We start from the raw sequence: 24,592 nt of genomic DNA, 5'->3' as shown, positions 1-24,592 counted from the left end.
CAAATGAGTCATCTTATTAGTAACCTTGGGCGTTTCGCTTTAGATGTGGTCTCTGGGTTAGGACGTGCAGGGTTAATGTTGTGGGGCGCGATAGTTCGCTGGCCCAACGTTAAAAAAGATTTTGGGCTAATCATTAAGCAAGTATACGTTCTTGGTGTGCGTTCTATGGTGATTATTATCGTATCGGGTTTGTTTATCGGTATGGTGCTGGCATTGCAGGGTTATACGGTTTTAGCTGATTTCGGTACGGTTGAAAGCTTAGGCCCTATGGTGGCGTTAAGTTTATTACGAGAGCTTGGTCCCGTTGTTACTGCGCTTTTGTTTGCAGGCAGAGCTGGCTCTGCTTTAACTGCTGAGATAGGGTTAATGAAATCCACAGAGCAGCTATCAAGCCTTGAAATGATGGCTGTCGATCCCTTACATCAAATTATCGCCCCCCGTTTTTGGGCAGGGGTTATAACTCTGCCCTTATTAGTCATGATGTTTTGTATTGTGGGGATTATTGGCGGCCATTTGGTCGGTGTTGAATGGAAAGGCATTGATAGTGGGTCTTTTTGGTCAATACTGCAGGCATCAGTTGAGTGGCGTCAAGATATCGTAAATTGTTTAATCAAAAGTGTACTTTTTGGCGTAGTGGTTACATGGATATCTTTGTATCGTGGTTATGAAGTGATACCAAACCCTGAAGGTATTAGCAAAGCGACAACTTCAACGGTTGTGCAGGCAAGTTTAGCGGTGTTAGCGCTGGACTTTTTACTCACCGCCATCATGTTTGGCGATTAGTTTGTTTTAGTCATTCAGTTTATAAATAACAAATCATAAGCAGTAAAATATAGGTAACAAAGGTTTTCTTAGCGTCTAAGCTATATGTAGGCTTATTCGAATTTACTTTTAGCATTCATTAATTTAAGTGGTTTAGTCGTATGTTGACACGGAAAATAGAATTACTCGTTGGATTGTTTTTGTTGTCAGGTTTAGTGGCATTTTGCCTATTGGTCTTTAATGTTGCCAACGTCAAACTTAAACCGAATCAGGCAACGTATAGCCTTCAAGCTGAATTTAACAATATCGGTGGCTTGAAAGTTCGCTCACCAGTTAAGGTTGGGGGCGTAGTGGTGGGGCGAGTATCAGATATTCGACTTGATTCTAAAAAGCTGGTGCCTGTAGTGACGTTAACCATGGATAAGCAATATGATCAATTCCCAGAAACCAGCAGTTTATCTATATTAACAGCAGGACTTTTAGGCGAACAGTTTCTAGGGTTAACGCCAGGTTTTATGGATGATGATATTGAGATGCTGGCTGACGGCGATAAAGTGCATGACACGCGTTCAGCATTAATTTTAGAAGATTTAATTGGTCAGCTACTTTACAGCATGTCGTCTAAAGATAAGTAGGAGCAAAATATGAATCAATTTATCAGTATTATTCTAGGTACTTTTTTATGGTTAAGTATGAGTTCGGTCTCCTTTGCTGAGCAGAGTGCTACAGCGATTGATATTCATGATCCATATAAACTGGTTCAACAAGTGTCGGAAAAAACCTTTGCGCGCTTTGCTCAAGATAAAGCGCTTATTGATGCAGACTTAAGTCACTTAAAAGTCATCGTGCGTGAAGAGTTAATGCCGTATGTTGATTACAAGTACGCCGCTTATAAAGTGATGGGGCAATATTTACGGGATACCACACCAGAACAGCGCGACCGCTTTGTTGATGCTTTTGAAGGGTATTTAGTCGCGACATATGCTCAAGCGTTTACTGAATATACCGGTCAGACAGTCCAGTTTTTTCCAGCATCTGATTTTAGCGATGAAAAAATGGTCGATGTCAATGTTCAGATAATTGAGGACGGACGTCCACCGATTAAAATTATGTTTAAAGCAAGGCGCTTAAAAGATGATAGCTGGAAGGCGTTTGATCTGGTTGCTGAAGGCGTCAGTTTATTAGCTTCAAAGCAATCAGAAATTTCAAACCTGATACGACAAAAAGGGGTCGATTCAGTCATAGAGATGCTCTATGAGAGAACTGGCGAAGCTATCAACGCTAAGCAGGATAAGGAAAGTGCTGCGTGATTGAATTTTTACAGCAAGGTGAGAGTTGTTACATTAAAGGGCAACTTACACAGGCTGAGGTCGTTGATTTATGGCCAAATCAACAACAGTTGTTTACTGATACAACTCAGGTGTTAGACTTGTCAGCTTTAGAGTATGTTGACAGTGCAGGCGTAGCCTTTTTACTTGAACTGATTTGTTTGGGTAATTGTGATGTCAGTAAAACTCAGCCAAGGACTTTGGCGAATCCGAGTAAACATCTAAAAAAACTCATTGAGTTATATGATTTAGAATCCTTTTTCGTAGAAAAATAGTATTGAATTTAAGGTAGCACATTTCATGGATTGCAAAGTAATTGAGCAAATTTTATCAGAAGCATTAACGTTAGATGAAGTACATGTCACTTCAGACGGCAGCCATTATAAAGTGGTTGCGATTGGCGAAATGTTTGACGCTATGAGCAAAGTTAAGCAACAACAAACTATTTATGCACCATTGAATGAGCATATTGCTAGTGGTGAATTACACGCACTTACGATTAAAACTTTTACGCCGACTCAGTGGAAGCGTGAAAAATTATTCAATATGTAATTTTGTAAGTGTAAGACTGAGTGTAGAGAATTTAGTGTGGATAAATTAACAATACAAGCCAGTAAGCCTCTTGTCGGTGATGTCACTATCTCCGGTGCTAAGAATGCTGCGTTACCTATCTTATTTGCTGGTGTTTTAGCAGAGACTGATTTTACCGTTTCGAATGTTCCAGATCTTCGAGATGTGAAAACGACCTGCAAACTACTTCGTTGTCTTGGTGCTGATGTCACTGAGCTAGGTAATAGCCAATATCGTATTTCAACAACTCATCTAAATGAGTTTTGTGCACCATACGATTTGGTAAAAACCATGCGAGCTTCAATTTTAATTTTAGGGCCGTTACTTGCTCGATATGGCACTGCTGATGTGTCGTTGCCTGGTGGCTGTGCTATTGGCGCCAGACCAGTGAACTTGCACTTGCAAGGTCTTGAGCAAATGGGCGCTACAATAGAAGTTAAAGAAGGTTACATTAAAGCCCGAGTTAATGGACGCCTGAAAGGTGCACATATCTTTATGGATATGGTCAGCGTTGGTGCTACTGAAAACCTGCTAATGGCTGCGACGTTGGCTGATGGTGAAACCATTATCGAAAACGCCGCACGTGAGCCTGAAATTAATGATTTAGCACATTGCTTAATTGCAATGGGCGCTAAAATTACTGGTGTAGGTTCAGCAACACTGCGTATTCAAGGTGTGGAAAAGCTTTCTGGCTGCGAACACCGAGTTATGCCTGACCGTATTGAAACCGGTTCTTTTCTGGTGGCCGCCGCGGTTACACGAGGCAAGGTTCGTTGTGTTAGTGCCGATCCTTCTTCACTGGAAGCGGTATTAGCGAAACTTGAAGATGCTGGCGCAGTTATCACCACTGGTGATGATTGGATTGAACTTGATATGCAAGGCAAGCGCCCTAAAGCGGTCAATATTAAAACCGCACCATATCCTGCGTTTCCTACTGATATGCAGGCACAATTTTGTGTATTAAATGCATTAGCTGAAGGCACTAGTCACGTGACCGAAACGATTTTTGAAAATCGTTTTATGCACGTACCTGAATTAAGCCGTATGGGCGCAGAAATGGAGCTTGAAGGTAATACCTGCATCATTAATGGTATTGAGCGTATGAACGGTGCCCAGGTTATGGCTACTGATTTACGTGCATCTGCGAGCTTGGTTATTGCAGGCCTAATGGCTGACGGGACCACCATTGTGGACCGCATTTACCATTTAGATCGCGGCTATGAAAATATTGAAGAGAAATTTGCAGGCTTAGGCGGAAAAGTCGTTCGAGTGAGTTAAGCTTAAATTTTTTCATTTAAAAACCGTGCATTAATGCGCGGTTTTTTCATGTTTGATGCAGTTCAAAACGCCATAAGACATCAGGTTATTAACTTACTTGATTGCCAGCTTGATCACTTAATCTATTTGGCTTAACTGCTAATGTGTATCAATGGCAACTTTCATCACTTTCAATATTTATCTTTTCTACGGCCTCGTATTCTTTGCGATTGGGTGTGTAATCGTATTTCGCAATTTCAAATATAGTCAGCTTTCGATTTCTTCCACTTTATGGGCTTTGGCGTTGTTTGGTTTTTCTCATGCCTTTCATGAATGGTCAGAACTATATGTGATTCTTTTCAGTGATGATTTACCCAGTCAATATCAATACGTGGTGCAATGGTTGAGGCTAATAAAGCTATCACTTTCATTTGCAGGTCTGATGATTTTCGCTTGGTTGTTGTTTCGTATTCTTCCCAAGCCCTATTCAGCATTAGGTCAAGTTATCACAGCTGCAATTGTCTTGGTCTATACATTGGCAATGCTATTTTTTTATCAAGGGACTTCATTACTTGCAGATACCTTTTCAGAGGCTGTAAGTTACACTCGGGTGCTTTTAGGTTTTGGTAGTGGCACCCTTGCAGGTGTTGGTATTGCGATTTATGGTTATCAATTACGCCAAGAAAATCATGAATATGGTCAATACTTCATTGCTACAGGTTTTGGGTTAATTATTTACGGTGTACTTGCTGGACTTGTGCCTACAGAGTTACATTCAAGTGTACCGGTATTTAGAACACTGGCGGCAACACTTGTGTTAGTCACCTTATATAAAGCGCTTAAAATATTTGATATTGAGAAAGAGGCGGCTACTGAGGCAAAATTAAAGCGTGCAATCGAAGCCGACAAATATAAAGCAATTGGTCATTTAGCAATGGGCGTTGCACATGAGATTAATAATCCGCTGGCATCCTCAATGTTGGCATTAGATTTACTTGAAAGAAAAATGACACCGCAACAAACTGGCATATCTGATTATATTCAACGGGCACGATTAGGAATTGATAGAGCATCAGTCATTAGTAAAGAATTGTTAACTTATGCTCGTTCTGAATTGAACCATACTCAGAAGGTGTATTTTTGTGATGTGATTGAGGGAGCTAAGCAGTTACTCAGCCATAAGCTTTCTCCTTATTCTCTGACAATTCAGTGTGATTGTGCTGTGTATATTATTGGTCAGAAAGTGAAGCTCGAAGAGTTACTTATAAACTTGCTCAATAATGCAATGGATGCAAGTGGTGATAATGGTTGTATAAATATTAATGTTACAGCTGAAGATCAAACTGTCATTGTGGAAATTAGAGATCATGGTGATGGTATGGATGAGCAAACTTTGGCTCGGGCAACGGAATTATTTTATTCCACCAAACCTATTGGTAAAGGCACTGGTCTTGGTTTGGCTATTTGCGAACAAATTGTAAGTAGTCATCATGGTCGGATGCAGCTGATGAGTGCTGAAGGGGTCGGTACAAGAGTGATTATCAATTTTTCCTTGAGGGGATATCAACATGATTAAAGTACTCATTGCTGAAGATGATTATGAACTACGCAGAAACATCGTTGATATTCTTGAATTAGAAGGTTATCAAGTGACTGATGTAGACAGTGCCGAAGCGGCAATTTATGCCTGCGAGCAACAAAGTTTTGATATTGCATTATTAGATTTAGTGATGTCAGGTATGACAGGAGTTGAAGCGATTTCAAATCTTAGGCAGAACCTGCCATTTATTGCAGTGGTCATTATTACGGCATATGCCACAGTTGATACAGCTGTGGATGCAATGAAAAAAGGTGCGGATAATGTATTAACTAAACCTTTTAAAAGTCAGGAGCTTATTATGACTATTAGAAGAAGTTTAGCAGAGAAAGAATTACTTGAAAGCCGTACAGATCTTGACCCAGATCTTGTCTATAGTGCGTTGGCAAATCCGTATAGACGCAAAGCATTAAAAGCCTTAACGATACATAAAGAACTTAAGTTTATGGATCTTTGCCGTTTAGTGGAAATTGACGACCATACCAAATTTAATTTTCATTTACGTCAGTTAAAAAAATCGGGTTTGGTTATGCAAAATGAGAACAAGATCTACATTCTGACAAATACTGGTCAATTTGTTTTACAACATTATAACTTGTCGTAGCGTAAAAAATTATTTTAAAACAGTATCTTGAAGTTTTTATGATAATTATACTTCACAGATTGTCATATATAGTGAATTTCAGTTATCTATCTCTTTAGTGGTAACTCTTCAATAATTGCAACATGTCCATAGAGACATATCAATCGCCATTACTTTGATGTTGGCGATATGAATATGAGCAATATTGAGGATGAACTTATGAATGCACAAATCCCATGTAAAAAATTATTACTTGCCAGTATGATCACCATGTTGGTTGCTTGTAGTAGTGACAGTGATGATACTACTCCCCCTGTAGAAAATACTCCCCCAGTCGCGGTCGATGACGTAGCTAATGTATTAGCCACTAACACCGTCACAATTGATGTTCTTGCAAATGATACCGATGCAGATGGTGATGAGCTTTCGATTGTGTCAGTAGATACTGAAAGTGCATCAATAAAAAATGGCATGGTTGAATATACCGCTGGCGCAGAAACTGGCGAAGTGACATTTAGTTATACAATAACAGATGGTATCGATAATGCGTCAGCAGTAGTGACTGTTACCGTTGAGGCCCTACCTGAGCCAGAACCCATTAGCTATGTTGGTTCAGCATCTTGTGCCGGTTGTCACAGTGAAAAATATGAATCATTTGCTAAAACGGGTCATAACTTTAAAATTCAAAAAATTTCCAATGGTGAACAACCAAGTTTCCCTTACACTCCAGAAGAGACCATTACAGGAGCAATTGATTTACTGCAGTTTGCAGGGCCAGACGGCGATGGTACAACTAATAACGATCTAGGTGCACCAACAAGTTATGATGATGTTTCTTATGTCGTAGGTGGTTATCATTGGAAGATGCGTTGGTTAGATGCTGAAGGTTACATCGTTACTGGTACCAATGTGCAATACAACATTCGTAATGCAGATGGTGAACTGAATATTCCAGAAAATCACCTTAATGACCCTGATGTCATGGGTAACTATAAAACAGGTGACATGAACTACCAATACAAGTGTGGTAATTGTCATACCACTGGTTGGAAACGGACTACAACTGAAGATGGTGATATTCGTAATCCTGACCGCCAAGATGATCTACCAGGTATGGGTGGAACATTTGCTGAGCAAGGTATCCAGTGTGAATCCTGTCATGGCGCTGGTAGTGAACATATCGCTGCACCATCAAAAGCTAATATAACCAAAATCGCTGTAGCAAGAACTACTGCAGACTTTTTAGCTGATGATATGGGATACGGTAAAGCGGTGACTTGTGCTGAATGTCATACTCGTGATGGCGAGAAGGATTATCCTAGCTATGTAAGCCCTTATAATGCAGCTTATCCTGATGGAAGCAAAGTAGGTGGCCGTATTATCGCAAAAGGTGGATTATCTCAACATCACCAGACTGGCGATGAACTGTTAGGTGTTGTTCCTGAAGATCATGGCACTTATACAGCAGGTGATGAGATTGGCCCTAAGAGTGAAATGGCGTGTACTACCTGTCATGATTCTCATAAATCGACTAAGAATCAAGATAGTGCTGATGGCTTGCACACGGGAGCTGTAAAAGAATGTACCTCTTGTCACACAGGTGAGTATGAAATGGAGTTCACTGTTGGACTACACGAATTCGTATCAGATTGTACAGATTGTCATATGCCTAAGTTAGCTAAGAGTGCTGTTACCCATCTAGGAAAAGATGGCACTACAGCCTTTGGCGATGTGATGTCTCATTTGTTTACGATTGATTTAGACCCAGCAGCGAAACAATTTACTGAAGATGGCAAGTTCCAAATGCCTTGGTCTACAGCGCAGTACTCTTGTGGTGAATGTCATGCTGATACAGCAGGTTATGTAGAAAAACTCCCTGGTGGGAAAATGCATAAATAAACCGTAATTTATCATCTCCTCCGACCTAAGCCGTTCTCCTACCCACGAGAGCGGCTTTTTTATCTATCTTTGATTTCAAACTGTTAATTGTCTCCGTTTAGCTCAGTAACTGCCAAGCATGTAATGGCCAAAGGGTTACTATCCAAAAGGTTTATTCGCTTTATCGCAACGAAAGAGTCTGTTCTAGAATGTCAAAATACAGAGGTTTGACCGCTATGAATAAACGGCTTTACACCGAAGTTGCAGTTAATCATTGGATTAACACTGTTAGATGCTAATGATTGAATTGCACAAGCCACATACTGAGCATATCAACACATTTAACTAGGGTGGGATGGTGAATTGAACTAGATATCAGCTTTGATAAAACCAATAGGAAAAGTTGCTTGTCGCAATGATTATTCAGCATAGTGATGAGTAAAAGTATTAATCTACTACACTGAGGATTATCTATTTAATTGGTGTTTGGCTAAGAGTGATTGAGTTACTCTAACTCTGCTACTTTCTCGCCAATAATCACTGGCACGTCATAAGATTTACCTTCACGAATGATGGTCATCGTTACTTTATCCCCAGGTGGGGTTTCTGCGATTCTATCCATTAGCATCTCAACGCCTGGTACGCTTTCTTCACCATAACTAATGATGACATCTCTTCGAAGAAGCTTGGCGGTAGCTGCAGGCCCTTGTGGGTCTACAGAATTGATCAATACCCCTTTTAGATCCGGTAAATTGAGTATTTGTGCCATTACAGGGCTTAATGGTTCGCCAGAAATACCTAATGCGCCCCGTATAACGCGACCATTTTTGATGAGTTTCCCCATAATACTGTGAGCGAGCTTTAAAGGGATGGCGAAGTTGATGCCATGACCACCGCCTTCCTCACCGACTTGGAACGCAGCAGTATTAATACCAATGAGTTCGCCGCCAGTGTCTATAAGCGCACCGCCGGAGTTACCGGCATTAATGGCAGCATCGGTTTGTAAAAAGTCCAAGTATCCTGAGCTTAAGCCGTTTCGACCCGTTGCGCTGATAATGCCCTGAGTAATAGTTTGGCCTAAATTATACGGGTTACCAATGGCAAGCACTACATCGCCGACTCGTGCTGGGTTATTCAGGTTTATAGGGACAACAGGTAAGTTATCGCCTTCAATTTTTAGTACGGTTAAATCAGTGACAGGATCAGAGCCGACAACTTCAGACGTGAATTTACGACCATCTTGCAGTGCGATAACAATTTCGTCAGCTTTTTTGATAACATGGTAGTTGGTTAAAATGTAGCCTTCAGCGCTCATGATAACCCCAGAACCTAGCCCTTGAAGTGAGCTTGAATTAAGCGGGCTATTTTGATCTAAACTGAGGCTATAAATATTAACTACGGCTGGAGCCGCTCGGCGTACAGCTTTAGCAAAGGATAATTCGTTGCGATGCTGGGTGGTGGTTAAGCCATTATTAAAATTACTATTTTGAGTTATTGAAGTAACAAATAGAAATGCTGCCGCCATGACCAACCCAAATACTACCGCTTTCGTTAAATAGAGAATTGTGTCTTTGAAGTTCATTGGCTGACTACGTAATGGATATGTGAGCAGGATCTTATCATGATTCAAAAAATTAAGCATCGCAGCGAGACTGCGATGCTTATCTGATAATCATTTGATTATTTAATCGTAAATATTAACGAAGCACTAAATAGAGCAAGGTATTGTTGCGCAATATCTTCAGCGCGACAGCGCCTTGTTGGCTTTTTAACTGCTCTTTTAAACCTTCTAAATTTTTCACTTTACTGCGATTGAGACCAACAATTAAATCACCTTCTTCAAGGCCATTTCTTGCAGCAGGGGAGCCTTGGGCAACATTTAATATTTCAATGCCTTTGCGACTATTACTGAGCTCTGCACCTTCAAGCATTGGATGTAATGCATCAGCTTCACTACCTGAACTTGAAGTCGACTCACCGAGAGTAACTTTGACCGACTCTTTATCACCATCTCGAATAATGCCAATTTCTACTTTGGCACCCGCGCCCATCGTGGCCACTTTAGCTCGCAGAGCTTGGAAGTTTTTAACCTCCTTGCCATTCACACTAATGATGATATCACCCGCTTCAATACCTGCTTTATCTGCAGCGCTGTCGGGCATGACTTCACTAATGAATCCACCATGTTGGGTTTCTAATCCGAATGCCTTGGCAAGGTCATTGTCTAAATCACGACCTGTAACACCCAGCACGCCACGTTTCACTTCACCGTGTTCAATAATTTGATTGATAAGGTTATTAACCATGTTGGCAGGAATGGCAAAACCAATCCCAACGTTACCGCCACCAGGAGCTACGATAGCGGTGTTAATTCCAATAAGTTCACCGTTAAGATTTACCAATGCACCACCTGAGTTACCACTATTGATAGCTGCATCGGTTTGAATAAAGTTTTCGAGCATTTCAATACCAAGGCCACTGCGGCCTAGCGCACTAACAATGCCAGATGTAACAGTTTGACCTAAACCAAATGGATTACCGATTGCGATAGCAAAATCGCCGACTCGAATATCGTCAGAATTAGTCTGTTTTACTTGAGTGAGGTTTTTAGCTTCTATTTGTAATAACGCAATATCAGACTCAGGATCAGACCCAATTAACTTGGCATCAACTTCACGGCCGTCATGTAAGCCAATTTTGATTTCATCAGCACCATTAATGACATGATTGTTAGTAACAATATAACCTTCTTTGGCATTAATAATGACACCAGAACCTAGCCCTCTAAATGGGCGTTCCTGAACTTGCTCTTGTGGTGCATTAGGGCCGAAGAAATATTTGAATACATCGGGGATTTGCTGTTTAGATGTTTGAGTTCCACTTACTGCGACTGAAACAACAGCAGGAGTGGTTTTTTCAAGCATCGGAGCGAGACTTGGTAAAGCTTGACCATTAACAGCTTGTGGAATTGCCGCATGTGAAATTGTTGGCATCAAAGATAATGAGGCGGTTAACAGTGCCGCTGAAAGTATGGTTAATTTGGATTTCATTGATTCTTGCTCCTTGAAGACTAAACAATGCTTTATTGTATGTTTACTAACATGATAAAGATCGAAATATTCATATGTAACGTACATTAACTATATAACCTCGGAGTCGGGTTCGTTTCAATAAGTTCAGCCTTTATTAACAAAGGTTAATTTTTTGTGTTGATTGCCGTTACGTCAGGTTTATGTGTCATGTTATGATTATGTCGAATTTTCAGCAGTATAAAGAGAGTAGTCCCTGTGTCGCAGTTAAGCCCTTGGCAGCATTACCAACAAGATTTAACCCGTGAAGGTTTCTCCCATGATTTAGCACAAGAGCAAGCTGTAAAATCATTACAGCGAGTTTATGAAGAACTCATCGCTGCTGATACTCAAACGTCATCTATTAGTAAGTTTCTTGGTGCCGTTGGGCTAAAGAAATCTACACCTTCTATTCAGGGGCTATATTTGTGGGGCGGGGTAGGTCGAGGTAAGACTTACTTAATGGATACTTTCTTCGATGCGTTGCCTACAGATAAGAAGCTAAGAGCGCATTTCCATCGCTTTATGCACCAATTACATCACGATTTAGGCGAAATTGAAGGTGTTCAAGACCCTTTAATAACGATTGCCAAGAAGATGGCTCAGCAATATAAAATAATTTGTTTTGATGAGTTTTTTGTTTCTGACATTACAGATGCCATGCTACTTGGCACTTTGTTTCAGTACTTATTTAAAGAAGGAGTCGCTTTAGTGGCCACTTCTAACATCATTCCTGATGAACTTTATAAAAATGGCTTGCAGCGAGTCAGATTTCTACCTGCTATTGAGCTGATAAATAAAAACTGTGAAATTCTCAATGTCGATTCGGGTATAGATTATCGACTACGCACTTTAGAGCAAGCTGAAATCTACCATTACCCACTTGACGAAGCTGCAGATAAGAATTTACTGAGTTACTTTTCGCAGCTTGCTCCTGAGTCAGAAGTGTTTACTGATGCTATTGAAATTGAAGGCCGTGATATTGCTATTCGTCAGCAATCACAAGGCGTGCTGTTGGCTAATTTCAGAGACTTGTGTGATGGCCCACGCTCGCAACGTGATTATATGGAAGTTGCTCGTCTCTATCATACTGTTTTATTGAGTGGTCTTGAGAGAATGGGGTCAGCAACCACAGGTGATGATATTGCTAGGCGTTTCCTTGCGATGGTAGATGAGTTTTACGAACGCAATGTAAAGCTAATTATATCCGCAGAAGTCTCTTTAGAAGATATTTATACTGATGGTTTATTAAGCTTCGAATTTAGACGCTGTCGCTCAAGATTGATTGAAATGCAATCACATGACTATTTAATGCTTGAACATTTACCTTAATTGTTAAATGAAGCAGTCTTTCTAAAAGTCACCTTTGAAGTTTTTTTGAAAACTCGCAGAAATTAGGTGATTTTTAACTCATCTTTGTCTATAATCCGCCACCTGCCCTCGTTACTCCACCGAATTTGGGTGGACGATTTAAACCAATTTCAGCTCGAAGGGGCTTTGAAATGGTCATTGTGTTGTTTGCATTCGGCAATCAGCATTGAGACAGAATTTTAAACATTGGGTTTTTGTAAAAATGAAGACTACATTTACTGCTACACCAGAAACAGTCACACGTGACTGGTTCGTCGTTGATGCTGAAGGTAAAACTTTAGGTCGTATCGCTACTGAAATTGCTACACGTTTACGTGGAAAGCATAAACCAGAGTATACACCTCATGTTGACACTGGTGACTACATCATCGTTATTAACGCTGAGAAAGTTACTGTGACTGGTAACAAAGCTAAAGGCAAAATTTACTACTCACATTCAGGTTTCATTGGTGGTATTAAGCAGATTTCTTTTGAAAAGCTGCAAGATCATAAGCCTGAAATGATTATCGAGAAAGCAGTTAAGGGTATGTTGCCAAAAGGTCCTTTGGGCCGTGCTATGTTCCGTAAACTTAAAGTTTACGCTGGCACTGAACATAACCATGCTGCACAACAACCTCAAGTTCTTGATATCTAATACGGGAGTAAGCTAATGTCTGCAACTCAGTACTACGGCACTGGCCGTCGTAAAACATCAACTGCTCGCGTATTCGCTAAAGCAGGTAGTGGTCAAATCGTTGTTAACCAGCGTCCACTAGATGTATATTTTGGTCGTGAAACTGCTCGTATGGTTGTTCGTCAACCACTAGAGCTAGTTGAAATGACTGACAAATTTGACATCTATGTAACTGTAAAGGGCGGTGGAACCACTGGCCAAGCAGGTGCAATTCGTCACGGTATTACTCGTGCATTGCTACAATTAGACGAAGGTCTACGTCCTTCATTACGTGCTGCTGGTTTCGTTACCCGTGATGCTCGTAAAGTTGAGCGTAAGAAAGTCGGTCTACGTAAAGCACGTCGTAAGCCACAATTCTCAAAACGTTAATTCGTTTTTTGGATTCAAAAAACCCAGCATATGCTGGGTTTTTTATTGCTTTTTTTTTGATGAAATGCACACTATGCTAAATGGGCTTTAAACTATACCGGTTGATAGTAGGTTATGGTGTATTCCATTTTAATTAGACAGATATGAAACGAAATATTGGAAGTGTGCGATGGATTTTCAAGTATTGATGTTTGCGATCGGACTGGTTTTGGTTCTTGAAGGTGTTGGACCATTAATTTTTCCACAAAAATGGAAAAAATATTTAGCGGAAGTTTCTATGCAAAATGAGAATGTTCTCAGGAGGTTAGGTGGATGTCTGGTCTCTGCAGGGATAGTACTATTAATAATTTTCGCATAAAATACTTGCATAATACCCCCTAGATTCTGTTAAAATTCGCCTTTATACCGCAACCTTGCAGCAAACGATGGGCAAAAACGTAGTAGTACTCGGCACCCAATGGGGTGACGAAGGAAAAGGTAAGATTGTCGACCTTCTAACAGAACAGGCAAAATATGTAGTTCGTTACCAGGGCGGCCACAATGCTGGTCATACTTTGGTAATTGACGGTGATAAAACCGTACTTCATTTAATTCCGTCAGGAATATTACGCGATAATGTGAAATGCATTATTGGTAATGGTGTAGTGCTGGCTCCTGATGCTTTGATGAAAGAAATTACTATGCTTAAAGGGCGTGGTGTTCCTGTCGAAGAGCGTCTTCTTATTTCAGAAGCTTGTCCACTGATCCTACCTTTCCATTGTGCTCTTGATGTCGCTCGCGAAAAAGCGCGCGGAAATCAAGCTATCGGTACAACGGGACGCGGTATTGGTCCAGCTTATGAAGATAAAGTTTCTCGTCGTGGTCTACGCGTTGGTGATTTATTCAATGCAGAGCTATTCGCAGTTAAACTAAAAGAAGTGATGAAATATCACAACTTTATGCTAACTGAATACTATGACTGTGACGCTGTTGATTATCAACAGACGCTTGATGATGCATTGGCAATTGCTGATTATCTGAAGAGCATGTGTACTGATGTTACTGAATTATTAGATACTGCCCGTAAAGCGGGTGAGCCAATCTTATTTGAAGGTGCACAAGGTACTCTACTTGATATCGACCATGGTACATATCCATATGTGACTTCATCAAATACTACAGCAGGTGGCGTAGCTACTGGTTCTGGTTTTGGTCCTCGTCATTTAGATTATGTTCTAGGTATCATGAAAGCTTACACTACACGTGTAGGTGCTGGTCCATTCCCAACTGAGCTTGATAATGAGATTGGCGATTACTTAGGCCATAAAGGTCAAGAGTTTGGTGCGACTACTGGTCGTAAACGTCGTCCAGGTTGGTTGGATGCAGTGGCAATGCGCCGTGCAGTTCAAATCAACAGTGTAAGCGGCTTCTGCCTAACTAAACTTGATGTTCTTGACGGTCTTGAAGAAGTTAAGATTTGTGTTGGTTACCAGTATCCTGATGGAACTGTAGAAACTGTCACACCACTTGCAGCTGAAGGATACGATCTGGTTACGCCAGTATTCGAATCTATGCCTGGCTGGAGTGAGTCTACTTTCGGTGCGACATCAATTGAGCAACTGCCACAAGCAGCGCTTAATTATATTGCGCGTATCGAAGAGTTACTTGAAGCACCTGTTGATATAGTTTCAACCGGTCCTGATAGAAACGAGACAATCGTATTAGTTAATCCATTTAACTAACACATAAAAAGGCCGCTAATTAGCGGCCTTTTTACTATTTTGAATTATTAAACGTTAGACGATAAAATTGAATCGGTAAGTCCCGTCATTTCACTTCCTTTTACTCCGTTTTTCAAATCATAATCGCTTTTCAATTTACTCGTAATTATTGCTTTTTGTGCAGTTAATACTCAAGAAGTAGGCTATAATGCCGATGCATAGAGTAACTAAAGTGTCATTGAGAATCGTTATGCTACGTTTATGTTTATTCGTGTTGTGCTTACTACCAAATTTAGCCATGGCTGAATTAACATCGGTAGATATCTATAGTGATGAGCAATTACTTAAATTGATCCGTAATGATGTTTACTTGAAGCAAGTTAAGCTTGATGACTGTCAATTAGTCCAAGATATTGAAGCAAGAGCCGAAATTTTAAAACAACCCATGTACCAATTTTTGTGGGGTGAAATGCTCAATTATGGGGTATGTGTCGATAAACATGCATCCCGTGGTATGAAGCTGTTACAAACTGCTGCAGAGCAAGGTAGCGCCGAGGCGATGCTAAAACTGGCCGAATATTACTATCACGGTCAAATGGTAGTGAAAGATAGGAATCGTGCTGTACAGTATGTTATGCCGGCAGCAGCCAATGGTGACGTACCTGCACGATTAATGTTAGTTCGCCTATACGGCGAAGGTTATGGTAGCCCAGTTGATTATCAGTTAGGTTACCATTGGTTATATAACAGCGTATTTAATGATGCCGCATCACAAAAGAAAGCCACATCATTATTGCAGATGTTAGCCGCTAAAATGCCCGCCAGTATTGTAGAGCGAGCACAGCAGCCGCAGTTGCATTAGCGCTAAGACTCCCACGTGGGAGTAAATTATTTGGAAATTGAATGATCACCGATCCTCATTTTGAAAGAGAACAAGACAAGTACGAAAACCCAATCCCAAGCCGTGAATATATCCTAGAGTATTTGCGCGAACAGAAATCACCTGTCACTAGAGAACATATCGCAGCAGCACTTAAAATGGTCGACGAAGATCATTTAGAAGCGTTGAGAAGACGCTTGCGTGCGATGGAACGTGATGGACAATTAGTTTATACCCGCGGCCATAGTTATGGTCTTCCTGAAAAAATGGATTTGCTAACCGGTAGCGTTATCGGACATCGAGACGGATTTGGATTTTTTAAATCTGATGAAGGTGGAGATGATCTATTTATCAATAACCGTGACATGCAAATGTATTTTCACGGCGATAAAGTATTGGCACAGAAAGCAGGCTCTGATCGTCGCGGTCGACGTGAAGCGCGTATTGTACGTCTGGTTCAGCAACGAGTTGCACCGTTAGTTGGTCGTTATCATGTTGATGCTGGAATGGCATTTGTGATTGCTGATGACAGACGTATTACTCAAGAAATCTTAGTGGCTAAAGAGGATGCTAACGGCGCACGTGCCGGTGACGTTGTGGTGGTTGAATTAACTCGCCGCCCAGGCCGATTTGTCAAAGCCGCAGCTAAAGTAACCGAAGTACTGGGTAAGACAATGGCGCCAGGTATGGAAATTGAAATTGCACTGCGCAATTACGATTTACCGCACAAATGGTCAGCAGTTATTGAGAAAAAGCTTAAGCGAATTCCTGATGAAGTTCCAGAGTCAGATAAGGAAGGACGAGTCGATTTAAGACACTTACCATTAGTGACTATTGATGGTGAAGATGCCCGTGACTTTGATGATGCTGTTTATGCTGAAACTAAACCTAGCGGTGGCTGGCGTTTATGGGTCGCGATTGCTGATGTGAGCCATTATGTGCGCACCGATTCGGCACTCGATGACGAAGCAAGAGCACGTGGTAACTCAGTGTATTTCCCATCACAAGTTATCCCAATGCTACCTGAGAAGATCTCTAATGGTTTATGTTCGTTAAACCCACATGTTGATCGCTTATGTATGGTTGCTGAAATGACCATTTCGGCAGCGGGTAAATTATCAGGTTATAAATTTTATCCGGCAGTGATGCATTCACATGCGCGTTTTACTTATACGCAAGTGGCATCAATGTTAGAAGGTGGTGCGATAGCGCCTGAACATGAAGCGTTATTTAAGCCGCTTCAGTGCTTACAATCATTATATTTAACGTTAAATGAGCGCCGCGCCGAACGTGGTGCCATTGCATTTGAAACCGTTGAAACACAATTTGTGTTTAATGAGCAACGTAAAATTGAAGCGATTGTGCCTCGCAGTCGTAACCAAGCACACAAAATTATTGAAGAATGTATGATTTTAGCCAACGTAGCCTCAGCTAAGTTCGTTAAAAAGCATAAAGGTGAAGTGCTTTATCGCGTACATGAATCGCCATCAGAAACTAAATTGGCTAACTTCAAAGAGTTTCTGTCTGAACGTGGTTTATCTATGAATGGTGGTACGGAACCGACACCGTCAGATTATCAGGACTTAATGCTGAAAATTGCAGACCGACCTGATGCTGAATTGATTCAGATAATGTTACTGCGTTCAATGAGACAAGCCGTTTACACCCCTGATAATGATGGCCACTTTGGCTTAGCCTTAGAAGAGTACTCGCATTTCACATCGCCTATTCGCCGTTATCCAGATTTAGTATTACACCGTGTTATCCGTTATTTATTAGCGGCTAAAGAAGGTGAAATCAAGCAAAAATGGACCCCTGAAGGTGGCTTTAATTATCAACTTGATGAGTTGGATAAGCTCGGCGAGGAATGTTCAACCACTGAGCGCCGCGCTGATGAAGCAACACGTGACGTAAGTGACTGGCTTAAGTGTGAATACATGCAAGATCATGTTGGTGATGAGTTTGAAGCGGTTATTGCTTCGGTGACTAGCTTTGGTTTATTTGTGCGCATGAAAGACCTGTACATTGATGGTCTGGTGCATATTTCAAGTTTAGTGAGTGATTACTACCAGTTTGATCCAATGCGTCAAAGATTGATTGGTGAAAATACCCGTAAGATTTACCAAGTCGGTGATGAGGTAAGCGTTAAAGTTGCTGCAGTAAACTTAGATGATCGTCAGATTGATCTGATGATGATTGGTGATCACGGCAAGAGTCGTAAAAAGGCCAATAAAAAACCATTAACTGCGAGAGAAAGAGCCAACCTTGAAGGTGCTAAAGCAGATGTTTCTAAAAAAGGTGAGCAAGCGGCGGATAAAGGTAACTCAGGTAAAGGCAGTTCTGATAAAAGAACGGCTAAAAAAACGACATCAGATAAAAGTGGTGCCCCTAAAGGCGCGGCTAAAAAATCAGGTTCTAAAGGTGGAAAGAAAAGAAAGCCTTCAGTTAAACCTGCAAATAGTTCAGCGGCTGGCGTAACATCACCAGCAGCTAAAAAACCATCGACTAAAGCAAAGCGTAAGAGAACATAAGTACATGAAAAAACAAGATATCATTTTTGGCATTCACGCAGTTGAAGCTTTGCTAAGTAATTCACCTGAACGCACTATTGAACTTTGGGTATTACAAGGTCGTGATGATGAGCGATTACTAACGTTAATTAATAAAGCGACAGAGTTCGGTGTAGCAGTGCAGTATTCCAGCCGTAAAGTCTTAGATGACAAGGCTGCGAGTACTCAGCATCAAGGTATTGTTGCACGAGTTAAAGCCGCTAAAATCTTAGCTGAAGCAGACTTAGATGCTTTATTAGAAAAGACAGAGTTACCCTTTCTGTTAATTCTTGATGGCGTCACAGATCCACATAATCTAGGTGCTTGTTTACGTAATGCTGATGCAGCAGGTGTTCAAGGTATTATCGTCCCAAAAGATAATTCTGTTGGAATTACCTCTATTGTGAGCAAAGTGGCTTGTGGCGCAGCAGCGACAGTTCCATTATTTCAAGTGACTAACCTTGCCCGTACAATGCGTCACATCCAACAAAAAGGTGTGTGGATTATTGGTGCTGCAGGCGAAGCGGATTGTGAGTTATATCAAGCAGACCTTAAAGGCCCTTTAGCGATAGCTATGGGTGCAGAAGATAAAGGTCTACGCAGATTAACTCGTGAGAGCTGTGATTCTATCGTTTCGATACCAATGGCAGGCAGTGTTTCAAGTTTGAATGTCTCAGTCGCATCAGGTGTTTGTTTGTTTGAGGCAGTACGTCAACGTATTGCAAAGTAATACGCTAAATTGATTCGCGTATAATAAAAACGGGCCTAAGGGCCCGTTTTTGTATGTGATTTCAGCACATGTAGCTAAGTCAAAAGGAAAACAAAGTAGTACATTACGATGCTTGTGTTGCTGACGAATAAACACAGATTATTGAAAAGTATAAAGTAAGTTGAATGTCGTGATGGTGTCTGTTTTCACACTACCTTCTGGCACTATGGCTGTGTATTTTACATTAACGCCAATTTTAAAAGCCCAATCTTGCAAAAAGGTATTTCTGTAACTCATATCTAGTGTGAGGGTATTATTGTCTTCACCCACTTCTGAGGTTAAATCTGCATTTAAACTGGTAAATTCTTGTAACTTGACGGTGTACTTGGCTGCCGTACGAAGAATCACGTCTTGGTTGGCATCAGGGTTTAAATTAGAGTCTGTTGCTTTTGGTAAGTCATAACGAAAACCGGGGCCAACTTCTAAACTTAATTTTTGATCATAATTTGAAATGACATCAAAACCATAACCAGTAGAAATTGTAGATAACTTGGTATAACTACCAAAATCATCCCATGTGAACTCACCACGGCCAAAAATATAACCGCTTTCCAATTTATAGCTTGATTGCGCTAAAACCTCGTACTTTTCTGCCGTCGTCGAGTCATTATCTGCAGCGTAGTAAACCTTAAAAGTGAGTTCTTGGCGGGCTTTTTCTGTGTCGTAATTGAAATAAGTTCGGCCATTAAAGTTTTGTGATTGGTTGTTACCGGTATTCAATTGCATACCGGCTTCAACCTCAGCTTTAAAGTCACTTGGTGGCTCTTTATAGTCCGGAGGAACGAGTGCCCACGCTGAAGGCGTAGTTAGTAGAGCTGAAAATAAAATACAGACTTTTTTCATTACGCTTTTCTATTAATAGTTATTAGGAACGCCTGAAATACGGATGAAGCGACATAATACCTGTATTCGCTTGAGCTGCAAAGCGCTCAGTTAATTCAAATTATTCATCACCATCAAAATATTAGACTTTGCACATAATCATAAAAGTTATTCGAATTCCCTAATGGCAATCTGTAACGCTTGGTCGTTGTAACAGGAAACATCACACAATAAATACGATACCGATGAAGTATTACTTGAGTTATTAGCTGGCATTATGTATTATCGCGCGCTCAAATCAGTCATTTAATTCCGTTCCTTGCCTCCAACTTGGTCTGACTGAGCCACACGTGAGGCTAATTAACCGTAAGGAGCAATAAATGCGTCATTATGAAATCGTATTTATGGTTCACCCAGATCAAAGTGAACAAGTCCCAGGTATGATCGAGCGTTACAGCAGTGTAATCACTGATGCTAACGGTACTATCAGCCGTTTAGAAGATTGGGGTCGCCGTCAATTGGCTTACCCGATTCAAGACCTACATAAAGCTCACTATGTTCTTATGAACGTAGAAGCATCTGCAGAGTCTATGGAAGAATTAGAAACAGCTTTCCGTTTCAATGACGCTGTTCTGCGTAACATGGTAATGCGCACTAAAACTGCTGTTACTGAAGCTTCTCCAATGGCTAAAGCAAAAGATGAGCGTGATTCACGTCGTGCTCCTACAGCTGCTGCACCTGCGGAAAAAGAAGTTGAAGCAAGCGCTGAAGAAACTGCTGAATAATTAGTCTGTGATTAATCACTTAGTGTTGACTGGAACGATAACTCGTTCAAAGCGTTTTGATAGTCCAAGCGGAATTCCCCATAAGGTGATTACGCTAGAGCACAAAACACAGCGATATGATGATGAAATGTTGAGAAACGTTTATTGTCTTATACAAGTCATATTAAGTGGTAAGCGCTTTAATAGCGTAACAGAAGAATTAAAAGCAGGTGTGCAGGTCCAAGTTGAAGGGTTTATCTCTTTACAGCAAGGGCGAAATGGCCAAAATAAATTGGTTTTGCATGCCGAAAATGTCGAATTGAAAACTTAGGAGACTGTCAACATGGCACGTTATTTCCGTCGTCGCAAGTTCTGTCGTTTCACCTCTGAAGGTGTTGCAGAAATTGATTACAAAGATATCGTTACTTTAAAAAACTACGTAACTGAAAGCGGTAAGATTGTTCCTAGCCGTATTACTGGTACTAGTGCTAAATATCAACGCCAACTAGCTCGCGCAATCAAGCGTGCTCGTTATCTTTCTCTACTGCCTTACACTGATTTACATCAGTAATCGCAGTATTTTAATCAGAGGAATTAGATAATGAACGTTATTCTGCTTGATAAAATCGCTAACCTAGGCAACTTAGGTGACCAAGTTGCTGTTAAAGCTGGTTATGCTCGTAACTTCCTTTTGCCACAAGGCAAAGCTGTTGTTGCTAATGACGCAAACGTTAAAGTTTTCGAAGCACGTCGCGCTGAATTAGAAGCTAAATTAGCTGCTGATCTAGGTGTTTGTACTGCTCGCGCTGAAAAGCTTGCTGCATTAGAGTCAGTTGTTATCGCTTCTAAAGCTGGTGACGAAGGTAAGTTATTCGGTTCAGTTGGCAACCGCGACATCGCTGATGCAGTTACTGCAGCAGGCGTTGAGCTAGCTAAAGCTGAAGTACGTCTACCTTTAGGTGCTTTACGCAACCTAGGTGACTTTGAAGTTGAAGTTCAACTTCACACTGAAGTTAAATCAGTTGTTAAAATCTCTGTTGTTGCAGAAGATTAATAGCTAATTGATTTAAATGAAAACACCGCCAATGGCGGTGTTTTTTTATGTCTAAAATTTATGATTTAAGCGCTGAATGTTATTGACGAAATATAGATGTGTAGATCAAGACCACTCATGTATCGTCCTTGGCGGATTCAAATCCTATTACTTTCAAATCTTATAAAATTCAAAGTCTGTTCGCTTTCAGGTGTTTGTACTTTGTCATCAGTTAGCGTTGCTAAAAGTTACCCCAAGCTTATTGATATAAGTTGGGGCATTTCAAATTAATCTCTTACTAGCTCTAACTCATTAATCAAGTTCTCCGCATGGTCGACTTTATCCATCATCCACAGGATGTAACGAAAATCAACGTGCACTGCACGAGTGATTGTTGGATTAAAGAACCAATCTTTAGTAATCGCTTCGTAGGTTGAATCAAAGTTAAGACCTACCAGTTCGCCTTTACCGTTAAATACTGGTGAGCCTGAGTTACCGCCAGTGGTATCAACACTTGATAAGAAGTTAACCGGCACCGAGTTAAATTCTTCTGGGGTATCTAAACAAGAGAATAAACGGCAAATCCATGAACGAGGGTCTTGATAAACCGATGCCACAGTGTGCTGGCCGTTATCATTAGCCTTAATGGCTGCTAATAGTTTTTGTGGTGCGTTATAAGGCGCTTCACCAGTGTGCTTAGCCACAATTCCTTCTAAGCGAGTAAAAGGTTGCTTGTATAAAGCATCACGTGACTGATAACCATCAACCATACCGTAGGTTATGCGCAAAGTGCGGTTTGCATCAGGATATACTGGCCAATTGTTAGCTTTGTAATAGCTAATAACCGCTTTCATGTACTCTGGACGCGCCGTTGATAATTTACCTTTTAACGTATTTTCCGTTTTTTCCTGTGACATGTTAGTGTCATGGAGTGCGACGGCTAAACGGATAAATGGATCTGAGCTGGTTTCAAATGCTTGGGCATCTTTATCCATCCACGCTAAACGCTGCTCTTTATCCATGAGTGTGGTTAATGCGTAATAAGCATCAAGTTTTGCTGACAGTGCTTGTGCATCTGAAATTTTGTTGAGGGCATTATCAAGGATTTCAACTCGCTGATTTTGTCCCATGTAAGCATTCAAATCTTGCAGCCAAAGGGTTTTATCTACTGATGCATCAAAGCTGCGATCTAAGCGCTTTAAGTTTGCAGCAAACATTTTCATGTCACGCTGCTGGAAGCCTTGTTCACGTTTCGCATCAGGTACTTGCTTTTCTTTGGCTAAACGGTAAAGCTTTTTAGCTGCAGAAAGTAATGAACTTGATTGGGCATTATTAAAGTAATAATCCGTTTGAATTTGAGTATTTTGCTCAGCGAGTAAGCTTTCTAATTCTGCAATCAATTGATGGTTCGCATCAGCATCTTTTTTCAGCCAGGTTAAGAAGTTATCTTCTCTAGATTGCTTAATGCCAACAATATCAGTGGCTTTAAAACCATCAAGTAGGCCGTTTAGTTTTTTCATTCTATTTGCCATTGAGGCAAGGTTACCAGCGTATTTAATCTCGATATCACTGTTACTAGTTGCCATTTGATTAATGGTGTCTATTTGCAGTTGATAGCGCTTAGCATAGGTTGGATACATCCAATCACTGGCAAACTCAAGCTCGCTAGTTAAGCGGTAGCGACTTGTTGCGCCAGGATAACCTGCGGCAAATACGCCATCGCCGGCTTTAACGCCATCAGCATTGATTTTTAAATAACTTTTAGGCTCATACGGCACATTATCTTCGGCATAGCCTGCAGGTTGGCCGTCTTTACCGACATAGGCGCGTAAGAAGGTGAAATCACCTGAATGACGTGGGTATTCATAGTTATCTATATCGCCGCCATAAGCACCCACACTTTCAGGTGGAGCATAGACTAAACGGACATCACGAATAATGAGTTGTTTAATAAGATAATATTCAAGCCCATTGTGGAAACTGCTGACAGAACAACGATAGTTATCATCGGTTTCACAGTCTTTAATTAACCCTTTACGATTTGATTGAATATCTTCATATCGGGTTAGGGGATCGCTGCTTAAATTCGCATTCACTTGAGAAGTAACATCAGTCACGGTTTCTGTGATGTATAATCTCTCATTCGGTCCTGCCGAAGGTTCTTCTTTTTTTGTGTTCGCTAAGAAGCCACTTTCTAAGTAATTGTGCTCAGTTTTACTGTTATATTGAATCGCACGATAGGCACAATGATGATTGGTAACAACTAAGCCTTGGGGAGATACAAAACTGGCGGTACAATAGCCCAGACCGACAACAGCATTCATTGGGTACTGGGTTAAATCTGCAAGTTGTTTTGCTGGGATTTCGATGCCACGCTGTGCTAATTTATCTGCAATAGAAGGCATTTGATAGGGTTGCCATTGGCCTTCATCGGCATGGGCAAATCCAGAAGACAGCACAAGGGCTGCAACGAGTGCAATACGCATGTTCTTTCCTTAGTATTATTATATTTTATTTTTTGATTTATTATTTTTATCCGCAGTAGCGGTAAATATCTCACACCATAATAGTGCGACATGTTTGCATGACTTCGGTGTTATATCATATTTTACAAACATG

At 40.8% G+C, this 24,592-nt stretch carries 25 protein-coding genes; 21 read left to right on the top strand and 4 right to left on the bottom strand.

Annotated features, from left to right (window positions below; translation table 11 throughout):
- The first annotated feature begins 3 nt into the window (after positions 1-3).
- From mlaE to FPK91_RS10940, 9 genes are all read left to right on the top strand, one after another.
- Positions 4-783: a lipid asymmetry maintenance ABC transporter permease subunit MlaE gene (mlaE, locus tag FPK91_RS10980; protein WP_405127362.1), complete on the top strand. Its 780-nt coding sequence runs from the start codon at positions 4-6 to the stop codon at positions 781-783.
- Between the two features lie 140 nt (positions 784-923).
- A complete protein-coding gene (gene mlaD, locus FPK91_RS10975) occupies positions 924-1,397 on the top strand; it encodes an outer membrane lipid asymmetry maintenance protein MlaD (RefSeq protein WP_144211296.1) in 474 nt (157 codons plus the stop codon).
- 57 nt (positions 1,398-1,454) lie between these two features.
- Positions 1,455-2,072 carry an MlaC/ttg2D family ABC transporter substrate-binding protein gene (locus FPK91_RS10970; protein WP_405127361.1) on the top strand — a complete coding sequence of 206 codons (618 nt, stop codon included), beginning with the start codon at positions 1,455-1,457 and terminating at the stop codon, positions 2,070-2,072.
- Positions 2,069-2,365 carry an STAS domain-containing protein gene (locus tag FPK91_RS10965; protein ID WP_144211294.1) on the top strand — a complete coding sequence of 99 codons (297 nt, stop codon included), beginning with the start codon at positions 2,069-2,071 and terminating at the stop codon, positions 2,363-2,365. Before FPK91_RS10970 ends, FPK91_RS10965 begins: the two co-directional genes overlap by 4 nt.
- 25 nt (positions 2,366-2,390) lie before the next feature.
- Positions 2,391-2,642 carry a BolA family protein gene (locus FPK91_RS10960; protein ID WP_144211293.1) on the top strand — a complete coding sequence of 84 codons (252 nt, stop codon included), beginning with the start codon at positions 2,391-2,393 and terminating at the stop codon, positions 2,640-2,642.
- 36 nt (positions 2,643-2,678) lie between these two features.
- Positions 2,679-3,938 (top strand): UDP-N-acetylglucosamine 1-carboxyvinyltransferase, encoded by a 1,260-nt coding sequence (murA, locus tag FPK91_RS10955; RefSeq protein WP_144211292.1) that lies wholly within the window; start codon positions 2,679-2,681, stop codon positions 3,936-3,938.
- A gap of 151 nt (positions 3,939-4,089) precedes the next feature.
- Positions 4,090-5,493, top strand: a complete 1,404-nt coding sequence (locus tag FPK91_RS10950; RefSeq protein WP_144211291.1) for a sensor histidine kinase — start codon at positions 4,090-4,092, stop codon at positions 5,491-5,493.
- Entirely contained in the window at positions 5,486-6,118 is a 633-nt protein-coding gene (locus tag FPK91_RS10945; RefSeq protein WP_144211290.1) for a response regulator, read from the top strand. The genes FPK91_RS10950 and FPK91_RS10945 overlap by 8 nt, the downstream gene beginning before the upstream one ends.
- 174 nt (positions 6,119-6,292) lie before the next feature.
- Positions 6,293-7,996: an Ig-like domain-containing protein gene (locus FPK91_RS10940; protein ID WP_227006544.1), complete on the top strand. Its 1,704-nt coding sequence runs from the start codon at positions 6,293-6,295 to the stop codon at positions 7,994-7,996.
- A gap of 484 nt (positions 7,997-8,480) precedes the next feature.
- Here the strand turns inward: FPK91_RS10940 and degS are convergent, their stop codons facing one another.
- Entirely contained in the window at positions 8,481-9,557 is a 1,077-nt protein-coding gene (gene degS, locus FPK91_RS10935) for an outer membrane-stress sensor serine endopeptidase DegS (protein WP_144211289.1), read from the bottom strand.
- Positions 9,558-9,672: 115 nt separating this feature from the next.
- Positions 9,673-11,025 carry a DegQ family serine endoprotease gene (locus tag FPK91_RS10930; RefSeq protein WP_144211288.1) on the bottom strand — a complete coding sequence of 451 codons (1,353 nt, stop codon included), beginning with the start codon at positions 11,023-11,025 and terminating at the stop codon, positions 9,673-9,675.
- Positions 11,026-11,262: 237 nt separating this feature from the next.
- Here FPK91_RS10930 and zapE point away from each other — a divergent pair, with 237 nt between their 5' ends.
- The 8 genes from zapE to rlmB all read left to right on the top strand — a co-directional run bounded on the left by zapE (position 11,263) and on the right by rlmB (position 19,315).
- Positions 11,263-12,375, top strand: coding sequence for a cell division protein ZapE (zapE, locus tag FPK91_RS10925; RefSeq protein ID WP_144211287.1), 1,113 nt, complete (start codon positions 11,263-11,265; stop codon positions 12,373-12,375).
- Positions 12,376-12,616: 241 nt separating this feature from the next.
- The gene (gene rplM / locus FPK91_RS10920) at positions 12,617-13,048 is read left to right on the top strand and encodes a 50S ribosomal protein L13 (RefSeq protein ID WP_144211286.1); all 432 of its coding nucleotides are present in this window, start codon (positions 12,617-12,619) and stop codon (positions 13,046-13,048) included.
- A gap of 15 nt (positions 13,049-13,063) precedes the next feature.
- Positions 13,064-13,456, top strand: coding sequence for a 30S ribosomal protein S9 (gene rpsI / locus FPK91_RS10915; protein ID WP_144211285.1), 393 nt, complete (start codon positions 13,064-13,066; stop codon positions 13,454-13,456).
- Between the two features lie 169 nt (positions 13,457-13,625).
- The gene (locus tag FPK91_RS10910) at positions 13,626-13,814 is read left to right on the top strand and encodes a DUF2065 domain-containing protein (protein WP_144211284.1); all 189 of its coding nucleotides are present in this window, start codon (positions 13,626-13,628) and stop codon (positions 13,812-13,814) included.
- 67 nt (positions 13,815-13,881) lie between these two features.
- A complete protein-coding gene (locus tag FPK91_RS10905) occupies positions 13,882-15,177 on the top strand; it encodes an adenylosuccinate synthase (protein WP_144211283.1) in 1,296 nt (431 codons plus the stop codon).
- 193 nt (positions 15,178-15,370) lie between these two features.
- The gene (locus tag FPK91_RS10900) at positions 15,371-16,018 is read left to right on the top strand and encodes a tetratricopeptide repeat protein (RefSeq protein WP_193559199.1); all 648 of its coding nucleotides are present in this window, start codon (positions 15,371-15,373) and stop codon (positions 16,016-16,018) included.
- Between the two features lie 41 nt (positions 16,019-16,059).
- Positions 16,060-18,567, top strand: coding sequence for a ribonuclease R (gene rnr / locus FPK91_RS10895; protein WP_144211282.1), 2,508 nt, complete (start codon positions 16,060-16,062; stop codon positions 18,565-18,567).
- Between the two features lie 4 nt (positions 18,568-18,571).
- The gene (gene rlmB / locus FPK91_RS10890) at positions 18,572-19,315 is read left to right on the top strand and encodes a 23S rRNA (guanosine(2251)-2'-O)-methyltransferase RlmB (protein ID WP_144211281.1); all 744 of its coding nucleotides are present in this window, start codon (positions 18,572-18,574) and stop codon (positions 19,313-19,315) included.
- Between the two features lie 138 nt (positions 19,316-19,453).
- Here rlmB and FPK91_RS10885 read toward each other — a convergent pair whose 3' ends face one another.
- Positions 19,454-20,197, bottom strand: coding sequence for a DUF481 domain-containing protein (locus FPK91_RS10885; RefSeq protein WP_144211280.1), 744 nt, complete (start codon positions 20,195-20,197; stop codon positions 19,454-19,456).
- A 359-nt stretch (positions 20,198-20,556) separates the two neighbouring features.
- Here FPK91_RS10885 and rpsF point away from each other — a divergent pair, with 359 nt between their 5' ends.
- From rpsF to rplI, 4 genes are read left to right on the top strand one after another with little or no spacing between them, the layout of a single operon-like run.
- Positions 20,557-20,961: a 30S ribosomal protein S6 gene (rpsF, locus tag FPK91_RS10880; RefSeq protein ID WP_144211279.1), complete on the top strand. Its 405-nt coding sequence runs from the start codon at positions 20,557-20,559 to the stop codon at positions 20,959-20,961.
- A 7-nt stretch (positions 20,962-20,968) separates the two neighbouring features.
- Positions 20,969-21,271 carry a primosomal replication protein N gene (gene priB / locus FPK91_RS10875; protein WP_144211278.1) on the top strand — a complete coding sequence of 101 codons (303 nt, stop codon included), beginning with the start codon at positions 20,969-20,971 and terminating at the stop codon, positions 21,269-21,271.
- Between the two features lie 12 nt (positions 21,272-21,283).
- Positions 21,284-21,511, top strand: coding sequence for a 30S ribosomal protein S18 (gene rpsR / locus FPK91_RS10870; protein WP_055023454.1), 228 nt, complete (start codon positions 21,284-21,286; stop codon positions 21,509-21,511).
- A gap of 30 nt (positions 21,512-21,541) precedes the next feature.
- Complete coding sequence (gene rplI / locus FPK91_RS10865; protein WP_144211277.1) at positions 21,542-21,994, top strand: 50S ribosomal protein L9; 453 nt, start codon at positions 21,542-21,544, stop codon at positions 21,992-21,994.
- A 266-nt stretch (positions 21,995-22,260) separates the two neighbouring features.
- Here the strand turns inward: rplI and FPK91_RS10860 are convergent, their stop codons facing one another.
- Entirely contained in the window at positions 22,261-24,459 is a 2,199-nt protein-coding gene (locus FPK91_RS10860) for a S46 family peptidase (RefSeq protein WP_144211276.1), read from the bottom strand.
- Positions 24,460-24,592 lie beyond the last annotated feature (133 nt).

Source organism: Shewanella donghaensis, assembly GCF_007567505.1.
Lineage (GTDB): Bacteria > Pseudomonadota > Gammaproteobacteria > Enterobacterales > Shewanellaceae > Shewanella > Shewanella donghaensis.
This window is presented reverse-complemented; position numbering and strand designations above follow the sequence as displayed.